Consider the following 19,855-nt stretch of genomic DNA (forward strand, 5'->3'; position numbering starts at 1 on the left):
CTTGTTAAGCAGGGCTTTTGAATTAAGGCGACTAAATTTTGATGAAGGTGACGGCGCAGGTGTTGGTATCTTTGCCTATGCCTTCATGATAAAAGATTAATTTATAGTTGGGAAACTTTTGTGATTTCTGCACCATATTTGCAGCAACCAATAGTAAATGCCGATCGCTGGCGGGTCGATGCCATAAGCCCCGTTTAACACCTGTGGCAATACCATCGGCAATGGCATTGCTCAAATCAGTAATCATCTGATCTAATTGGTGGCGATCAATTATGATTTCTTCGACTTGCTCTTCTTCAGGTGCAGAGTTAATCGATTCAGGCGGTAATTCGGAATTAGGGGTGTTAGGCATAAAAATTATCCGCGAGGATTTGCTGGATTTCATAGGGACAGGTATCTGGAAATAGATTTAGGCCTGTTTTGCGCTCAGCGTAATTACGGCAATCCGATAGATTTTATCCTTGATTTTGCATCCATGCGTAAAAGTCGCGATCGTGGGCAATGGTCATAGCAATTTCTTTGCCTTATTTGAGTCGCTAGAAGTTTTCTGCACCCCTAAGATAGCGGTGTCACGATTCATACTAAAATTAATTCTAGTAAAAATTCAATATTTCTTAATAATTTGTCAAAAAATCCTATGGTCGCCACCACTGAGACTACAAGCAATGCCACCTTTATCGATGACTTTCGCGAAGGGATTCAATATTTTGGTGAACCGTTGGCGGGGTTCGATGAATTGGGGCGATCGCCAGTGCTTAGCCCAGACAAAGCGGGGGTGACTGACCCTAGCGATCGCGCTGCCGTGTTCCAAACCCTCCTTGCTGCCGATGCCCTGCGTTACCTCACCTTGCAAGTCACTGCCAGCAAAGCGTCGGGACATCCAGGGGGCTTTGCTAGTAGTGCCGAAGCCGTTGCCGCTTTCTATATGCTCGGTCACAAGAATATGCCCACCGAGGTCGGACACCATGCCCCTGGTTACTACAGCGCCATGTTTCTTGATCGTTCTCTTGAGGACATGGGCATCAACACCGTCACCCAAATGCGCGATCGCTACCGCGAAACCCACGGACTTTTAGGACACTTGTCTGGCTATATTCCCGGCATTCTCGCCCCCGCAGGTCCCCTCGGACAGGGACAGCATTTTGCCATGGCGGCGGCATTACTGCACCGCGATAAATTATTTCCTGTCACCATCGGCGATGGCGGCTTAGGCGAACCCTACCCCATTAGTTCCATTGCCCACTTCCATACCGCCTATCCTGAAGTGACCAATTTTGTGCCGATTTTGGTATGGAATGGCTATAGCCAAGAACATCACAGCATGGTTTCCACCAAGACCAATGCCGAAATGATTGCCTTTTGGCAGGGGAATGGATTTGTCGAAGTGATTTTGGTGGATGCGAAGGAATTTGACGATCGCGATCAAGCGGGGGCATATGTCGACAGCACGGCTTTTTCCTTAGAACAACGTCTTGCCTTTACTCAGGCAGTTTTAACAGGAGCCGATAAAGCTGCTAAGCTTGCCTTTAGCGGCAAATTGACCGTATTTATTATCAAGCAACTTAAGGGCGCAGGGGTTCATGCCCGTGGTGCAAAATCCCATAACCTCTATGCTCACCACACCCTTGATAATCCTGATGTCGTAGCAGGCTTAAAATCCCGCGCCCTCAATCCTGAAGCTTGGGAAACTGTGCGGGCTAACCTGCAATGGGCTGGCGGTGGTTCTTCTTCTAAGACGGCAGTAACAGAATCCGTATTACCATTAACGGACTTGGGAATCTTGCCCCTCGAAGAATATGCGATCGCTGAGGCAAAGGTGGCAACTACTGCCATGGGTCGCCTCGTGGGTTATGTGGGACAGACCGACAAGCGTTATATCGTCACCAATGCCGATGGTAACGAAGCTTCAGGCATTGCCAATATCAACCAAGCCCTGAAAATCAATCACCCCACCACCGACGATCTTTATAACCAAGCGCCTGGAGGACAGGTCTATGAGCCATTGAGCGAAGATGCCTGTGCAGGTTTGGCGGTTGGTTTGGCGCTGATGGGTAGCCGCACCCTCTGGTGTTCCTACGAATCTTTTGCCATTAATGGACTGCCCATTTGGCAAACCGTCACCCAAGCGATGGCAGAGTTACGCCGTCCTACCCCTGCCACCGTATGCCTATTCACCGCAGGCGCTCTAGAGCAGGGTCGCAATGGTTGGACACACCAACGCCCCGAAATCGAAGGTTATTTTGCTTCGATGATGCGAAACGGTAATGTTTTCCCATTATTCCCCACCGATGCCAATGGCATTCAAGTTTGCTATGACTGGGCGCTGAAGGCGGTTAATAAAGGCGTGGTAATTACGGCGAGCAAGTCACCTTTACCAATCCGTACTACCCTTGCTCAAACCCAACAAGCGCTTGACAATGGCGCGATCGCTTTGCAGGAAATCGCAGGAGATAAAAAGGTCGTATTCGCCGTCATCGGCGACATGATGCTAATTCCTGTTTATGAAGCCGCCCAGAAATTAGCCGAACAGGGTATCGGCTCAAAAGTTGTCTCCATCGTTAGCCCCCGCCGCCTCTATCGCCCCAGCGATGTCGCTTGGGAAACCTGCTCAGAGCCTGATGGTCAATTCTTGAGTGATGCTGATTTTGAGGCACTATTTGCGGGTGACGCTTTGGTGGGTGTAGTTGGTGGAGCCGCCGCGATGCTGGAACCTGTGATGCTGCGGAGCAGTTGCCGCCGCGATGTCTTCGCTTGGAAGCGCGGTGAAACCACGGCTTCCGCAGGTCAGCTATTTGCTTTCAATGGCATGGATGCAACAGCGATCGCTAATCGCGCCATACAGTTAGTAAATTAAGAACCTTTAGGACTGACGCAAAATAGTCAAAATATAGAGGCAATTTATAAATTGCCCCGCCCACAGAATATGGGTCGCCAGTCCTCTTAATCAAGTCCTAACATCAAAGATCAAGAGCCTTGCAAAGCGCGGCTTTTCATCTTTGATGTTGAGACAAATGAAGAAATCAGCGATTTAGGAATTTTAAGAATGAAAAGTTTGTGGAACGATGGCGAAGCATCGGCATATACAACTGACTTAGGCTTAAGAGTATATACATCAAGACTATTGGGACGCGATCGCTCATTAGTTTTGCATGGAGGCGGCAATACTTCGGTCAAGATTATTGAAAACAACTTACTTGGGAAATCAGAAGATATCCTCTATGTCAAGGGCAGTGGTTGGGACTTAGAGACGATCGCTGAAGCGGGGTTTGCACCTGTAAGAATGGCGCATTTATTGAAATTAGCAAACCTTTCAGTTCTATCGGATTCGCAAATGGTGAATGAACTGAAAACCCATATGACAAAGGCAAATGCACCTGCGCCATCAGTGGAGACGATTCTCCATGCAATCCTGCCCTATAAATTTGTCGATCATACCCATGCTGATGCCGTAATTTCGGTAACGAATACAGCCAATGGTTGGGAACGGATTCAAGAAATCTATGGCGAAGATGTGGTGATCATTCCCTATGTGATGCCAGGTTTTGATTTGGCGCGGGTCTGTGCAGAAAAGTTTTTGCAAGAGAAAAGCGATCGCACCATTGGCATGGTGCTAATGAATCACGGTATTTTCTCCTTTGGCGGGACCGCTCAAGAATCCTATGAACTGATGATTGAACTCGTCGATCGCGCTGAAGTCTATTTACAAAAGCATGATGCTTGGGAAGTTTTGCCACCAAATTCGCTGATGCGAGAAAGGGAATCACGATTAGAGATTGCTAAACTGCGTACAGAAGTTGCCCAGATTGCCAAATCCCCTGTCATCCTCAGTTCCCATGCTAACGCTCAAAGTTTGGCATTTGCCCAAAGAGAAGATGTAAATATCATTTCTCAACAGGGCTGTGCCACACCCGACCATGTAATCCGCACTAAGCGCTTGCCATTGGTTGGACGCGATGTCAAGGCATATGCCAAAGCTTACTGCGATTATTTTGCCGCCGAATCGCCTCAGTCCGCGCAACCTGTGACCATGCTCGATCCTGCGCCCCGTGTGATTCTCGATCGCCAATTAGGACTTGTCAGCATTGGCAAATCAGCGCAGGATGCCCAGATTGTTGCCGATATTTATGAGCATACGATGGAAATTATCCAGCGATCACAACTGCTCGGCGGCTATCAAGCCTTATCTGCTAGTGACATTTTCGCGGTGGAATATTGGGAATTGGAACAGGCAAAATTGAAAAAGGGTGGTTCTATTCCCGCTTTTACGGGGGAGATTGCCCTAGTGACAGGAGCCGCTTCGGGCATTGGCAAAGCTTGCGTAGATTCATTGTTGAAACGTGGCGCGGCAGTCGTGGGATTAGACATCAATCCCGAAATTGAGAGCTTGTATAATCGTTCTGATTTTGTCGGTGTGACTTGCGATGTCAGTGATGAGGCGGCGATCGCCCATGCCCTCGATCAAGCGGTGACAGCCTTTGGCGGCTTAGATATATTGATTCTCAATGCAGGGATTTTCCCTTCAGGTTGCCGCATTGAAAATCTCGATACTGCCACATGGCAAAAAGTGATGCAGATTAATCTAGAAGCGAACTTGGTGCTAATGCGAGAATGTTACCCATTGCTGAAACTTGCACCTAAGGGCGGTCGGGTGGTGGCGATCGGTTCTAAAAATGTGCCTGCTCCAGGTCCTGCGGCGGCGGCATATTCTGCATCCAAGGCAGCATTAACCCAGTTGATGCGGGTGGCGGCTCTCGAATGGAGTGGCGATCGCATTCGGGTTAACACCTTACATCCCAATGCTGTCTTTGATACAGGCATTTGGACTGAGGAAGTTTTAAATTCCCGTGCCAAGCATTACGGGCTGTCGGTTGAGGAATATAAAACCAATAATTTGCTCAAGGTGGAAGTAACGAGCCACCATGTTGCTGAACTTGCAGCAGAAATGTGTGGCTCCCTCTTTGCCTGTACGACGGCGGCGCAGGTTCCCGTTGATGGTGGCAACGATCGCGTGATTTAGGGGGGCGGCCTTGATACAATAGACCTGTTGGGAATCAAAAGCAAAGCACAGAGCAGATTTTACTCTTTCTATTTGTCCGTATCAAGGTGAAACCCGCGATAGGTCTAATAATTTGATTAATTGCGATCAACCCAAACAAGGGTGCGTGGTACAACCCCATTGTTTTTAAGAACATTCGCGATCGCCATACTCACATCCCGATCTAGCCCCAAATTCCAACGATCCTGAAAAGCTTGATAGGACAATGAATAACTTTGGCTATTGGTATCAGTGTAATAGATTACCTGACGAGATCGATCCACCCCTGTTACCGTTATCCAATGCAAATAGGGAATCGTCCCAACATAACTAACCTTAAGCCCACCCACACGCACCAGCGCGATCGCAGGTTTACCAGACTGCACAATTTTAATTAACTGCTCAAAACTAGTGTGGGGCGATCGCTTTACATATTTGCCCTCCCAACGCTGCATCACCCTTTGTAAAGTTTGTGGCGGCGTACCTGTCCGTACTTCAACCCATTGATTGGTAAAAGGGTTTCGCATCCTTTGGGGCAGAAATAATTTCTGCTCCGTGGCATCACGCACCGTATTGTAATCAACCTGATGACCGTAATAGCGCAATACCCTTGCCGCCGAGTTAGGACCACAACTCCAACCATCGTCTTGAGCGCCTGTATCGGGCAGTAAGATTGGTGCTTGGTTGGTTGGGCTACTTGCCACCAAAAGGCGATGGGGCTTACCTAACCTAGCGATCGCCGCATTTTCAGGCAACAATGTCACTGCAAGCGCGACCGATGCGACCATAGTTGCAAGATTTTTAGGTGTAAAATTTTTGAGTGTAAAATTTTTAAATGTAGAATTTTTGATTAACACATTCTTAAACCCGCTTCATTAAACTTTCTCATGGACTTTTCCATAGTTTTACAACAAGTCTTAAATGGATTATCCATTGGCAGTGTCTATGCCATCTTTGCCCTTGGTTATACCCTCGTATTTTCGATTTTAGGCATCATTAACTTTGCTCACGGAGCCGTATTTACCCTAGGAGCCTATTTTACCTATGTATTATGCGGTGGTGCATTTGGGTTCAATGGTATTCTAGCGAATCTCGCACTGCCTAAAGTAATACATCTGCCCTTTGGGGTTGCCATATTCTTAAGCAGCATTCTTACAGGCTTAGTCAGCGTGGCGATCGAACGCATTGCCTTTCGCCCCCTGCGCGATCGCCATGCCGACCCTCTGCTCACCCTCGTCTCTAGCCTTGGCATTGCGGTGGCGATCGTGAATACGATCCAATACCTCGTTGGGGCAGAAAGCTACAACTTCCCCGCCAATATCTACGGCAGCCTTCCCGCCGCAATTAATTTTGGAACTATTGACAAACCGATCGCCATCCGTACTGTGCAGATCGTCATTTTTGGCGTATCTGCGATTATCCTCGCGATTTTAACCTATGGCATTAATTTCACTAAACTTGGCAAAGCCATGAAAGCAGTTGCCGAAGATGCTACTACCGCCAGCCTACTTGGCATTAATACTGACCTATTCATTTTACTTACCTTCTTTGTGTCAGGATTTCTCGCAGGTATTGCTGGGACATTAGTTGGCTCTAGCGTCAGTATTGCGGGTCCCTATTTTGGCATCAGCTTTGGATTAAAAGGACTAGCGGTAATTGTCTTGGGTGGACTGGGCAATATCCCTGGAGCCGTAGTTGGCGGATTAGTCCTTGGCTTAGCCGAGTCCTTTGTCCCTGCTGAACAGTCGGCTTACAAGGAGGCAGTTGCCTTTGCTTTACTGTTTGTGGTGCTGCTATTTCGCCCTCAAGGAATTTTGGGTAAAGCCTTTGTTCAGAAAGTATAACTAAGCAATGACTAAATGGGTGGCGAAGCCATCTATTTAGTCATTGCCGATCAATATCCCATAGGAGTTAGCAATTGCTCACCAGTACCAAAAACCCTTTAGTCAAACAATTACGCGCCTTAGGTGATAGTGCCAAGGAGCGCAGGGAGCAAGGCTTATTTTTAGTAGAGGGAACCCATGCACTGACGGAAGCGATCGCCTCCGACTATCCACTATCGATCGCCTGCTGCACCGAGAAATGGATGGCTAATCATCCTGACCTATATGCCCGAATGGTAGATGCTACGGCAATAATTGAGCGCTTAGAGGTGGTTTCTGAAGAAGTATTACAGGCGATCGCCACTACCAAAAATCCTGATGGGGCGATCGCGGCGGCAATATTGCCATCTGCCAACAATACAGGGGCTAACCCTATCAAAACCCTCGGCTTAGTACTGGAAACCCTGCAAGATCCCGCCAACCTTGGCGCGATCATTAGGACATCGGTTGCCGCCGAGATTGACGGTCTGCTCATTAGTAGTGATAGCGTTGATCTGACTAATCCCAAAATTATTCGAGCAACGGCGGGGCAGTGGTTTCGCTGTGCCATGCAAACTTCGAGCGATATCGCGGCAGAGGTGCAGAAATTGCAAGCTCAAGGCATCAAGGCGATCGCCACAGTTGCCAACGCGCCGCAAAGTTATTGGGATTATGACTTTAGACAGCCGACTGTAATTTTGTTAGGTAATGAGGGCAATGGCTTATCCGATAAGTTAATCGCGCTCGCCGATGAGTCAGTATCCATCCCCCAAAGCGATCGCGTGGAATCTTTGAATGTGGCAATTTGTGCTTCGCTGTTGCTCTATGAGGCATTGAGGCAAAGGCGCAAATAAAAGTTTGCAATCTCAAGCTTTTACTTGCTGATTTTCCCGATAGTCAGCGATCCATGTATTTGCCATTTCCAAGAGATTCTGCAATCTTAAATTCCAAAGGATCACATCACTATTGGCATCTACAGAGCCGAGAATTTCACTACTGGGGCTGAACATCACCATATTCACGGCAGCTCTATGTCCTTCCAAGGTCATTAGTTCCTTACCATCGAGGCTCCATATTTTGATCTGACCATCGCTGCCTCCAGAGGCGATCGCATTGCCATCAGGACTAAAGCAAACCGACCGAACTTCGGCAGTATGCTCATTCAAGGACTTTAAGAGCTTGCGCTCTAGATTCCATAGCTTTATGCTGCCATCTTTGCTAGCACTGGCGATCGTCTGATTGTCTGGACTAAAACTCACCCCATAAACCTCACCCGTATGCCCAACCAATGTACCGATTAAAGTGCCATCCCAATGCCATATTTTGACAGTTTTATCTTGACTGGCGGTTGCCAACATATTGCCATCGGGGCTAAAGCAAACTTGGTGAATCATATTGGCATGACCCGTTAAAGTATGTACCCATTCCCCATCTTTATTCCATAATTTCACCAAACAATCGCTACTGGCAGTGGCAAAGATTTCGCCATCACCACGATAGGCAATGCTATTGATCGCAGATTCATGTTCGTTATAAATAGATTTAATTAAGCTTCCTTTAAAACTCCAAATTTTGATTGCGCGATCGCTGCCCACCGATAGAATATTGCTGTCATCGGGGCTAAAACAGACGCTATTTACCGAATCCTTATGTCCATTCAAAACGCGGACTAGTTTACCCTCCATAGTCCAAATCTTGACCGCAAGATCCGCACTAGCAGTTACGACAAAACACCCATTCTTACTAAAAGCGATGCTATTCACTTCATCAGTATGTTCTGTCAATCGTAATGGCTGATATCCCATAGTACGCCAAAACTTAACAGTCGTATCTTGACTACCTGTGATGAACATTTTGCCGTTACCACCAAAACAAAGGCTATGGATTGCGCCTTTATGTCCGCGACAGGTATGGATTACATTTCCCTGCAAATCCCAAAACTTGATCGAGCGATCTCTACTTGCCGAGGCTAAATAATGCCCACTCGGATGAAACCTTACTACTGAAATTCTATCCGTATGTCCTTCGAGCATCGCCACTAAATTGCCCTGTATATTCCAGAGCTTAATATTGCGCCCACGACTGGCGGTGGCAATTAATTTTCCCGAAGGAGAGATATCCAAATCTTCGATAAAGTTATCATCGGCGATAAATTTTTTAATCAGTGTGCCATTGACATTCCAGATAATTACTGAGCTATCAGCGCTACCTGTGACGATTTTTTCACCATCACTACTAAAGCGCAAGCAAGTAATCCATTTAAGATGTCCACCTGCAAAGGTATTAAAGAGAGTGCCATCATCGCGCCATAGTCGAATTTTGACATCTTCACCGCAGGAGGCAAAAATGGCATCGGTAGGACTAAACTGCAAGGCAAGTACTGGCGCTTGATGATCCTTAAGAATCTGCGCTGGCTGATCGATAAACTGTTTGGTCAATCGGTTGAGCTTCCATAACCGAATTGTGCCATCTCGACTACCTGAAGCGAGAATCTGTCCATTGCTATTAAAACTCAAACAGGTAATCCAATTAGTATGCCCCACGAGAACTTGAAGCAGCTTTCCTTTACTATCCCAAATTTTGATGGTGCGATCGCTGCTACCTGTTGCAATTAAGCGATCGCCATTCTGGAGCGCAATACAGGTGACTCTATCTAAATGAGCCGCTAAGCGATTGTACTCGTTAACATTATAAACCGCTTGATGCAGAGCCGTAATCCCATGCATCCGCAATTTGACGCGCTCGGCGATATTATTTTCTAGATCTAATAACTGCTGCGCCGCTTCCATCGACTCTAGTAAAGAATCAAAATGTTGATTTAAAATAAAAGTTGCTTTTGCAGAGGCACTTTTGAGGACTACCTCCGCTTCCATTAAACTGGCATAGAGTTTTTGCTGCATCTCCACTAGGCGAACTTTGGCATCTCGTTCTGCCATTAGGGTCTGTTCCAGACGGCTTTTAGCTGCCGACAAAACTTGGTTAGCTTCCTCTTGGGCAACTAATGCTAATTCTATTTCTTTCTTTTCACATTCTTGGCTTGCCGAGAAGAACTGATAGTCTTGATTGCTTAAGTTCTTATCCGCCGCCCATTGCAGCGCATCCTGTAAGGCGCGTCCCCTTAAAAGCCTTGACTCATCTTGATAACCAGAATCAACCCAAGCTTTAAATGCTTCACTATAGGGACGTAAATTAGCAAGCGCTTGATTTACCCATTGCTGATTAAAAATGGCAGCGTAAATTGGATTATAAACCTTGAGGCGACCATTGCGCTTAACCACTAGCCCCGTCATACGTAGTTCTGTTTGTTCTTGACTATCATCGGCAATAATGCCCTCCTCTAGCTTAGGAACAGTCGCATCTGGATCTTGATCTGCGTTTTGATTGCGATAATTAGCATGACTTTGAGCATATATTTCTGATTGTAAAATCTGTTGATATAGCCCCAGCAACTTTCCTTGCCGATTTTCACTACTCCAAAGAATGCGATCGCGAATTGTTTTGAAATGTTCTGGTTGATCCCGCGCTTCCCAATTTTCCACTAACTGCGATCGCACCAAATTACTCACCCAGACCAACTCATGGTTGAGAGGAATCTGCTCGCAGGAATTGAGAACCATTTTGCAAAGTTTCTGAGTTAAAAAAGGTTGCCCCCCTGTATAAGCAATAATTGCTTTTAGTACCGCTACAGGGTTTTTAGACTTGGTTAATATCCCTCTGAGCAAAGGTTTAGCTTCTTTGAGTTGAAAGCCACGCAACTCGATCGCTCGACCAATATTAAAGGGAGTACGCTGACGATCATGAATGAGATCCCCAGGGGTAGCTACACCAAAAATGGCAAAGGTTAGTCTTCTATAGGAAATGCGATCAGCTCTACGGTTAAAGGCTTCGCGAATTAAGGCAAAAAAATCATCCACAGGAAATCCTAAACTGAGGATGCTATCAATTTCATCAATAAACAAGACAATGGGGGAGGAAATATGTTTGAGCAGCCCTTCATCTAGGAATTTGCCAAAACGCTGCACAGGCGAAATTAATCGATGCTGTTCCCACCATGCTTCTAAATCAAAAACATCATATAGATTAAGGCTGCTGACAATGCTATCAATCAATCCTGCATACCATTGATCGGGACTAATATCAGAAGTACCGATCGCCGTAATGTCGACAGCCGCACAGGTATAACCTTCTTCAACGAGTCGCTTCATCGTGCGTACCCTAAGGCTAGACTTGCCCATTTGCCGAGAATTGAGGATATAGCAAAATTCCCCTTGCTTTAAGCTCTCATATAAATCCGTGTCAGCCTGCCGCTCCACATAGGTCTGTGAGTCTAGCGTCAAGCTGCCACCAACTTGATATAAGTTGTGGATTTGGTTTCCTAAAGTCATGTCTTTATCAGTTTTAACGGATAATCTCTCGGCTAAATCCTTAAACTCTGACGGAAGTATTCATAATATAGCTCACACATCGGCACAACTTGGTTGCCCAGAAACTTAACTAAGCCAATACTCCGCAACTTAAAAGCCAGACGGCTATCTAACTGTAATGGGCGATCGCTGATTAATAATTCTCTAAATGCTTCTAACAACTCCTGATCCTCCTTAAGATTTCCCAATTGACGACGTAGGTGATCGCCATAAATCCCTTCTTCCGTTGATGCAGATTGTATTAACTGCGCCCAATTTAAGCGCCCTCTTGCAATTTGATAAAGAGCCTGCCGCACTAAATAGGGCTGTCCCCCTGTAAGCTGCATCAGTTGATCGATATCAGATGTCTGCCAATTCAATTGGTGGCGGCTCACCAAATCACGCACCTGCTCATAGTTAAACTCAGGTAACTCGATTGGTAAACCCACATTAAAGGGAGATTGATTGATATTCAAAGGAATATAAACCTCCTTAGAATGCACAATTACGAGCCTAAGCTTTTTCCATATTTCTTCATTCTTTGCCTTCTCATGCCAAGCTCGCAGCAATCCAAAAAAATCTGAGGCAATTTTAGGATATTGGAATATTAAGTCTAGATCATCCAAACCCAACACAATCGGCGTATCAAAGGCGGCTAATAAATAGCGTTGAAAATATTTAGTACATTTATTCTTGCTACCTAAAACACCTTGCCAATAAGTATCAATATTTTCTTCAAGATTTAACTCCGCCGCCACACTCGCACAAAACCATTTCAAAAACAGATCCAAATCTGCAAAAACATCACTATCTGCTTGCTGAAAATAAAGGTGTGCCACTTGACAACCCTTGTATTTAGCATAGGCAAGAGTCCGCATCAATAATGAAGATTTGCCCATCTGGCGCGGTGCTTTGATCCTGATTAAAGCTCCTGATCGCAAAATCGTCTCACAACAGTCTTGCTCAATGGGCGATCGCATCGTATAAAACTTTGAGCTGATCGCAATTTGTCCCTCAGGCTCCTCCAACTCAAAGGTCTGGGTAAGGTCTGGGCTGGGAGGGGTAGGGATGATTTTGGTATTAGTGGCAATGGAATTTAGAAAATCATTTAAGGTCTGCAATGTCTCCCCAGCATCTCTAAACCTTTGGCGATAGTCATAGCACACCATTTTGTCGATGATTGCCGCCAATTTTAAATTAATCTGTATGCCCACCTTTGCCGTCGCGAGGGTACATAGATATTCATTGTTTTGGCTATCCTTGGGTAGTTGATCGTGGGTCAATCCCGTTAGCCCTTGGAGGCAGACAATTCCTAGAGCATAAATATCACTAGAGAATTTGGGCTGTCCTGCTAACTGCTCACTAGGCATATAAAGTAGCGAACCCACTACGACCGTTTTGGCTTCGCGCTCCGATTGCATCTCATCAATCGCAATGTTGCTAATCGCCTTGACCGCCCCAAAGTCGATCAGGCAGATCTGGCGATCGCTCTGGCGGCGAATTAGGTTAGCAGGTTTGATATCCCGATGGATCACATTTGACTGATGCACAAAGGCGAGAACTTGCAGAATATTTCGCAATGAAAGAATTAACTCCGCTTGCGTCCATTTATGACCGCTCGCAAACTCAGCCTTAATCGTATTTCCATCTACAAATTCCTGTACCAAATAAAACTTGCCCCCCTGCTCAAAATGGGCAAATAAGCGCGGAATTTGTGGATGATTGCCAAGCTCATGCAAGGTTTGCGCCTCTCGATCAAATAGCCGCTTGGCGATCGCCAGTTCTTGTTCTTTCTGCAATTTAGGGTTCAACTGCTTTACCACACAGTAAGGCGAGTTGGGCAACTGTAAATCTTTTGACAAAAAAGTTCTCCCAAAACCACCACTGACAAGAGGTTTAAGAATCTGATAGCGCCCTGCAAGGATAATCGGCTTGGTGGTCATGGATATAAATAGTGGTCATCCTTTCATAAATTGATCTTAAGAATGATCAGAGTTAATTTTGTGAACTAACAATGAATTTATAAAGAGCTGCAAAAAATATTAATTCTCAGTCCGCTTCTTGATGTTTTGAGTAGTGTAGAAAAATTTTGAAAGCAAGCCTTCCAAAAACTCCTTACATTTTAAGTCAGCGCAAACTGGTGTAATTGATCGATAGTATCCTAAAGTCCAAATTTCTATAATTTTAATAATCGGTATTGTCAATTTTGGATTTCTCGATTATATTCATCTATAGGCAAATTAAAACTTTAACTTATACGTTATCTTAAAGCTTGAAAGCCTAAGTAAACATTATTAAACATTTAGACAGAAGGAGGTGATGCCCATGCAGTCAGATAGTAGTAACGGTAAATGTGTGGGTCTTCAGGTTTCCGAGCTGTGCGCTGGGGCTGTTCTCTAAATAAGATCCTTCCAGCAGTTGTCTGTAACCTCAAGATCCTATAGATTTCCCATAAAGCAAAAGCACCTAGCCAATGGCTAGGTGCTTTTGCTTTGGCAAAAAACTAGTGTGGTAGCGCATTGCGCCACCACACTAACTAATCTTTTCAATATCCGCCAGATTAACGGTTAACTTCATGTGACCAAGGCGCACCGAAAACTCTCCCGAACTATTGGGAGCCGTGATGGCTTGGGCAACCTTGCCAAATTTAGGGATGCGTACCCGATCGCCGATTTTAACTAGCACCTCCACCTTCTGCTCGATAACTTCAGGCATATGCCGCTTGGTCAACTCCTCAATGCGTTGCTCTGTGCGCTGTACTGCCGCAATCTGTTCGTCGGACTGTTCGCCCTTTTGCAGTTTGCGAATGACGCGCCCCACTTCTTTTTGGGCTTGGGCGATCGCGGCTGCCACTTCCTTTTCTTGCTTCTCCCGCAATTCCTTTGCCTGCGATCGCATCTTTTCCGCCCGTTCCAAAATCTCACTATGCAGTCGTTCTGTTTCTGCTAATAAATGGGCGGCGGCGGTCGTTTTTTGGGTTTGCTCGCGGCGCTGTGCCTCCAGTTCGGCAATCACCTCATTCATTTCCGCCGAACCAATGCCCACACGGGTTTGGGCAGCATCGATAATATCCTGCGGTAAGCCCAAACGACCAGCGATCGCTAAGGCATTGGAGCGCCCTGGAATCCCCCATAGCAAATGATAGGTAGGCGCTAGGGATGCGTCATCAAACTCCACCGAGGCATTCTCAAATTTAGGATTTTGATATTTCAAAGCCTTGAGTTCGCCGAAATGGGTGGTGGCAATGGTCAGGCTTGTATGTTCGCCGAGATATTCCAATAATGCCGTAGCGATCGCACTGCCCTCTGAAGGGTCAGTACCCGCACCCACCTCATCGAGCAGCACTAACGATTGATCGGAAAGGGCATCCAGAATGCGCCCAATGCGGCGAATATGTCCTGAAAAGGTCGATAAATTTTGCTGTAGGGATTGCTCATCGCCAATATCCGCCAACACCAGATCGAACCAAGGCATTTCCACAGGCTCTCTAGCAGGGATATACATTCCCGCCTTTGCCATCAGCGCCGCTAGTCCAAAGGTTTTTAGAGTCGCGGTTTTGCCGCCCGTATTCGGGCCTGTGATTACCACCACCGCAATATCTGGGGACACTAAAATATCCACAGGAACCACCGATCGCCCCTCTTCATTACGCTCTTGCCACACCAAAAGCGGATGGCGTAACTGGCGCAACACGATCGCCTGATGTTCTTGCCTTTGACTAAAATAGGGCGGATTTGCCCCCAACCAATAGGCATAACGCGCCTTTGCCACTGCCAGATCAATTTTGGTGACAATAATTAACAGCCTTTGCAAATCCTCCGCAATATCCGTCACCTTGGCACTCAGCGCCGCCAGAATGATCTCAATTTGGGTCTGCTCCATCTTTTGCAATTGCCGCAAGCGATTATTGGATTGCACAATGGAGTTCGGCTCCACAAATAGGGTCATGCCCGTACTAGAAGTATCATGCACTACCCCAGGGATGCGATCGCGTTGGGGCGACTTCACCGACAACACATAGCGATCGCTGCGTTGGGTAATAATCTGCTCCTGTAAGGAATTAGCGTTGCGCTGCATAATATTTTGCAGCTTAGTAATAATTTGATCGCGTACCGCAGTTAGCTCATCCCGAATCTCTCCCAACCTTGCCGAAGCACGATCCAACACATTGCCGCCCTCATCTATGCAGCGATAGATCTCCTGCTCCACATCAGGGTATGTCCGCAAATCGCTAGTCAAAATCTGTAAATTGGGGCAGCAGTCGGCATTATCGATCTGGCGGCGCAAATTCCTTGCCCCTGCTAGAGTGGTTGCCACTGCCCATAGTTCCGATGCTGACAGATTGCCCTGTTTCTCTGCCCTCAGCACCGCCTCCGTAATATCCTGAATCCCATCAAGGGATACCCCCGCATTTCTCTCCTCAAGGGCATAGGCTTCTTTAGTTTGGGTGAGCAGTTCCCATGTTTGCTCGTAGCGATCGGGGATCGGCAATCTTGTCGAGGCGATCGCACCCAGCTTTGTCGTTGTAAATGTGGATAAATGCTGACATAACCGATTCCATTCCAACAGTTCTAACGTCTCAGCTTGCATGACACCTCAAAATAGACTTATTTGCATAGCAAATTACCGCGCTTAGCGTGGTAACTCGCTTATTGTCTATTGTGCCAAAAAAAAGACTTCCTGTGGTGAAGTCTTTGGGGTTCTAGAGGCGGGATGCTAATCTTTCAAAGTCAGCTTGGGTGCTACATAGCATTTGACTACGGCTGTCATGGGTCCGATCGCCACTCAAATTAGGGACGAGGTTACGAGCTTGCAAAGCCATATGTACTTGTAAATGCGCGACATAGTCACTCAGATCGCTTTGCAGTTCGTTTTGCAAATTGTTGGCGTTAAATTGGGGAAAATCTAAAGATTTAATCGTCACCGCGTTACCTCTCAATAAATATGCAAATGTTAGCGAGAAATTAATAGACCTGTTGGGAAATAAGTTCAAAAAGCCTTGTAACCTAGTCACAGCAAGGGTTTGCGCGATATTCACTTAAAAAATCATAAAAGCCAATCTCTGTAAGGATTTCAGCGATATTGCTGGTTATTTCCCAACAGGTCTAATGAATATTATTTTCGTGAAGTAAATCTTCTAGATCTTGCTGCATTAGTTGTGCAAGACGCTTGCTTGGCGTTTTCTCTATTTCCATTACGAGTTTTACTGCCTGTCCATGCCATTCTTCCTCTAGATTGGGACAAGAAAATTTATCACGAGGTTCATCCATCCTCGCCATAGCCGATATAAAGCCTGATTTTGCTGGCAAGTTACGCTCAACTAGGCATTCAGCACCGCAGATATTGCATTCTAATGATTTATAAGCGTTTGGCTCAGTAATAAAAAATCCATATCCTTTAATTTTCATATATCCCCCTTGATTGAGACTTGGAGTTTAGTCATAATAATATACCTAATACTTAATACAGACTTGTGGATATGTCTTTTGATATAGAAAGTATCATACAGCCATAATCAGCAGATCTACCTATACAAGAACCTTAATCTTTTGACTTATTACTTAATAATTATGAATTTTTTAAAATCAAGAGATCTACGCTTAGCAATGCTTCCTTTTTTTCTTAGTTCGATCTTGGTTTAGATTTTATACTCCCTTCCCATTCTAAAAATAGACATTAAAAAATAACAGTGCATCGCTTTGTACTGTTAATGCTTGGCTGGGAAGTAAATATGAATGGGTGACCTGGGATTCGAACCCAGGGCCAGCGGATTAAGAGTCCGATGCGCTACCACTGCGCCAGTCACCCTTGCTGCTCAAAGAGTGATTTGTATGATAGCAAATGTTTGGCATAATTGCTAACAAAATTTTTAATTGTTTTTTTAATTGGTTTTACTTTGGCTCTAAATCGGATAAATTTTGATGGGGAGTAGGCGGATCAGGATTTGACCGAGGCGATAGGCTTGGGTGTCATACATCGGTAACTCGATCGCCGCAGGGAGGCTGTCCATAAAGCGCCGCGCTAAATCTAGGTCACAGCCCGAAATATTTTTAAGCTTGTTACCCGCATCTAGCAACACACTAGAATTAAGGGGGGGCTTGGCTCGCAATTGCCAACGTTTGGGTAAGTGCAAGTTGCCTAGCTCGATGCGCCTTAGCCCCGAAATAGAGGCGAGAACGGTGAGGCGATCGCCCACATTCATCACCTCATCATCGGAGGGCATAAAAAAGTCAGAAACCCCATCGGCTTTGGGCTTAGCTTTTTTGAGATACACGGGGACAACAGTATACCCATAGGCAATTTGTGAGAGATTTTTACCCACTAGCGTATCATCGGCGCTAATTTCGTATTCAGCGACTAAGACTGTGCGTTGATTGAGGCGAAATAGGCTGAGCATATTTTCACCAAAGGCTGCCCCCGCAAATGCCTCAGCCGATAGGGCATAGGCACAGAAGGATTGGGAACTGGGGAGTAGTTCGGAAAGGTTTTCGCTGAAGTAGCGATCGTAGGTGCGGATCGCGAGGTTGATCGGTTGTTGCTGATGTTTGTTTGCCTCCCGCGCAAGTAAAGCTGCTTCTAGATTGAGCATTTGGTCATCAGTGACAGATATGACGCTCTTGGCTTTACTCAGGTTAGCTTTACTAAGTTCTTGGATAATATTGCCTGTCATCCAAGGTACTTTGGTGATCAGATCGCTATCGTGGGGATTTTCGCTAACGATGATCATTGGCATTTTTAGTTTGAATAGGAGATCGGCAATCCTCTGCCCAAGGCGACCAAAGCCAATTAAAACGATGTGATCGCGGGTGGGTAGGGGCAGCGATCGCTTAAAAAATTCAAACTTAGAACTTAGAATTTGATCGGCAATCAAACCCACAATCCCCAGCAAAAACAGTAAACTCACCAAGGTGATCGATAGACAATAGATGACGATCCAAAACGGCACTTTATCCTCTTCCAGTCCACCAAAAACATCACCAAATCCTCCTAACAGTAAAACCATACTTGCCGAAATTGCTTTTTGCCATGAGATATTCGGCACATTGGTAAAAAGGACTATGGCACTAATTACCCAGAGCAGAAAGGCAGTAATGAGCCCCCAAAAAACTAATTGACGCGATCGCTCAGATTTAAACCAAGTTTTGAGCTTACGCCATTGGGTTTGCCAAAAAACAGCTTGGTTGATCCTGCCGACTATTTGCCGAAGTCTCTGCCAAGGGGATAATGGAGCCGCAATAAACTCAACGTTACGCTGTTGGGTGGTCATCAAGTCCTGATCCACGCATTCGATAAAGGCGATTTTGTCACCGACCTGCATAACTTGCTCTGGCTGCCATTGAAAAAATAGGCGATCGTTAGCTTGTCCTGAAATGCTCAGCATTCGCGAATTTTTTTTGTGGAGTAGGTAGGCAGGGGTTCGCAAAAAGCGGTAATTGTCATCGGTAAGGGTGCATTCGACAACCCGCAATTTACGATCACCGATCTGAAATAGTCCCAGAGTGCCTTCACCAATCCCTGCTACCGCAAAAGCCGCCGCAGGTAGATCTACGGGATCGAGAGCCACAAAATTACCTAGCTGTTCCTTTAGTAGTTGATTGAGATTTTGGCGCGATGAACGTACAACTATATGCAAGCTAGGATTGAGGCGACGGGCAGTGATTGCCGCTTCAATATTCACATTTTCATTACTCGTCACCAATAGAATCGCTCGACAGTCATGAATACCCGCTTTGCTCAATACATCAGAACGGCGGCAGTCACCAATAATAATTTCTTGATCTAGTAATTCGGCAAAATTATCAAATTCCGTAAGCTCAGGCTGAACTCGATCAACTGCACAGATCTTTACCGAATATTCGCGATAGGCAAACTTATGTAAATTAAAAACCGCGTGTTGACCGAGGCTACCTAGTCCGCAAACAATGAAGCGATCGCAAATTACTGATTTTTCCTCTGGTTCTTTGACTGGTGCTGCGGCTTGATTGAGGGCATAGTCATCCGATTCTACGCCCGATGATTTTGCAAGTGTCGCATCTGAATATCTGCCCAAAGGTTCAGCCAATGGGTTATTACTACCTATACTGTGATGGGATAGTTGAATTAATTCTATCCATTCAGGTAAAGGCTGTCCATAGAAAAATCCATAAACCCTTACGGCATCGTATTTGCGAATGTCAAAATCTTGAAAATCGTGAGAACAATCCTGAAAGCATTGTTTAACCGACTGCATCAATAACTGGCGCTCGCCAAAATAGGTAGACTCCAGCAAAATGTGCAGTTCTTTACGCTTTTGTCTGACTGTGACATTTACTTTTATATTTGAGTCAAGCAAACAATTTTTGAGCAGCAGAGCAAGCGATCTCATTCCTTAAGGGCTTGATTAAATAGGGCTTGGAGGTAGAATTTTCATCATAAACCACAAAGATTAATAAAAGATTAAGCACCTAATAATTTGTATTGTTGTTAGATCCCGACACAGTTAACTTTTGTAATAAAAAGACAGTAATAATTCAATATCTTGAATCCTAAATCTATAATAGGAACCATAGCGGTTT

Annotated in this window: 12 protein-coding genes, 1 tRNA gene and 1 pseudogene; 4 read left to right on the top strand and 10 right to left on the bottom strand. The window is 45.6% G+C overall.

Annotated elements, in window-relative coordinates; all coding sequences use genetic code 11:
- Positions 1–31 precede the first annotated feature (31 nt).
- Together H6F44_RS02795 and H6F44_RS23890 are read right to left on the bottom strand one after the other, a co-directional pair.
- Entirely contained in the window at positions 32–352 is a 321-nt protein-coding gene (locus H6F44_RS02795) for a hypothetical protein (RefSeq protein ID WP_242016411.1), read from the bottom strand.
- Positions 345–401 (bottom strand): annotated as a pseudogene (locus tag H6F44_RS23890) (hypothetical protein); the annotation flags it as partial. The gene H6F44_RS02795 and the pseudogene H6F44_RS23890, both read right to left, overlap by 8 nt.
- A 236-nt stretch (positions 402–637) precedes the next feature.
- Between H6F44_RS23890 and H6F44_RS02805 the strand changes: the two are divergent.
- Entirely contained in the window at positions 638–2,854 is a 2,217-nt protein-coding gene (locus H6F44_RS02805; RefSeq protein ID WP_190349456.1) for a phosphoketolase family protein, read from the top strand.
- A gap of 189 nt (positions 2,855–3,043) precedes the next feature.
- On the top strand, positions 3,044–5,017 hold the full coding sequence (locus H6F44_RS02810) for a bifunctional aldolase/short-chain dehydrogenase (RefSeq protein WP_190349394.1): 1,974 nt from the start codon (positions 3,044–3,046) through the stop codon (positions 5,015–5,017).
- 116 nt (positions 5,018–5,133) lie between these two features.
- Here H6F44_RS02810 and H6F44_RS02815 read toward each other — a convergent pair whose 3' ends face one another.
- Positions 5,134–5,823 carry a C39 family peptidase gene (locus H6F44_RS02815; RefSeq protein WP_190349395.1) on the bottom strand — a complete coding sequence of 230 codons (690 nt, stop codon included), beginning with the start codon at positions 5,821–5,823 and terminating at the stop codon, positions 5,134–5,136.
- Positions 5,824–5,922: 99 nt separating this feature from the next.
- Between H6F44_RS02815 and H6F44_RS02820 the strand changes: the two genes are divergently transcribed.
- A complete protein-coding gene (locus tag H6F44_RS02820; RefSeq protein WP_190349396.1) occupies positions 5,923–6,879 on the top strand; it encodes a branched-chain amino acid ABC transporter permease in 957 nt (318 codons plus the stop codon).
- Positions 6,880–6,953: 74 nt separating this feature from the next.
- Positions 6,954–7,751, top strand: coding sequence for a TrmH family RNA methyltransferase (locus H6F44_RS02825; protein WP_190349397.1), 798 nt, complete (start codon positions 6,954–6,956; stop codon positions 7,749–7,751).
- A gap of 12 nt (positions 7,752–7,763) precedes the next feature.
- Here H6F44_RS02825 and H6F44_RS02830 read toward each other — a convergent pair whose 3' ends face one another.
- The 7 genes from H6F44_RS02830 to H6F44_RS02860 all read right to left on the bottom strand — a co-directional run bounded on the left by H6F44_RS02830 (position 7,764) and on the right by H6F44_RS02860 (position 19,665).
- Positions 7,764–11,282 (bottom strand): WD40 domain-containing protein, encoded by a 3,519-nt coding sequence (locus H6F44_RS02830; RefSeq protein ID WP_190349398.1) that lies wholly within the window; start codon positions 11,280–11,282, stop codon positions 7,764–7,766.
- A gap of 32 nt (positions 11,283–11,314) precedes the next feature.
- Positions 11,315–13,243 carry an AAA-like domain-containing protein gene (locus tag H6F44_RS02835; RefSeq protein WP_190349399.1) on the bottom strand — a complete coding sequence of 643 codons (1,929 nt, stop codon included), beginning with the start codon at positions 13,241–13,243 and terminating at the stop codon, positions 11,315–11,317.
- A 589-nt stretch (positions 13,244–13,832) separates the two neighbouring features.
- The gene (locus H6F44_RS02840; protein ID WP_190349400.1) at positions 13,833–15,890 is read right to left on the bottom strand and encodes an endonuclease MutS2; all 2,058 of its coding nucleotides are present in this window, start codon (positions 15,888–15,890) and stop codon (positions 13,833–13,835) included.
- Positions 15,891–16,002: 112 nt separating this feature from the next.
- Positions 16,003–16,218: a hypothetical protein gene (locus H6F44_RS02845; protein ID WP_190349457.1), complete on the bottom strand. Its 216-nt coding sequence runs from the start codon at positions 16,216–16,218 to the stop codon at positions 16,003–16,005.
- A 187-nt stretch (positions 16,219–16,405) separates the two neighbouring features.
- Positions 16,406–16,708, bottom strand: coding sequence for a hypothetical protein (locus tag H6F44_RS02850; RefSeq protein ID WP_190349401.1), 303 nt, complete (start codon positions 16,706–16,708; stop codon positions 16,406–16,408).
- Between the two features lie 328 nt (positions 16,709–17,036).
- Positions 17,037–17,108: transfer RNA gene (locus tag H6F44_RS02855), tRNA-Lys, on the bottom strand.
- Positions 17,109–17,202: 94 nt separating this feature from the next.
- A complete protein-coding gene (locus tag H6F44_RS02860; protein ID WP_190349402.1) occupies positions 17,203–19,665 on the bottom strand; it encodes a potassium channel family protein in 2,463 nt (820 codons plus the stop codon).
- Positions 19,666–19,855 lie beyond the last annotated feature (190 nt).

Origin of the sequence: Pseudanabaena cinerea FACHB-1277 (assembly GCF_014696345.1) — a bacterium.
Classification (GTDB): domain Bacteria; phylum Cyanobacteriota; class Cyanobacteriia; order Pseudanabaenales; family Pseudanabaenaceae; genus Pseudanabaena; species Pseudanabaena cinerea.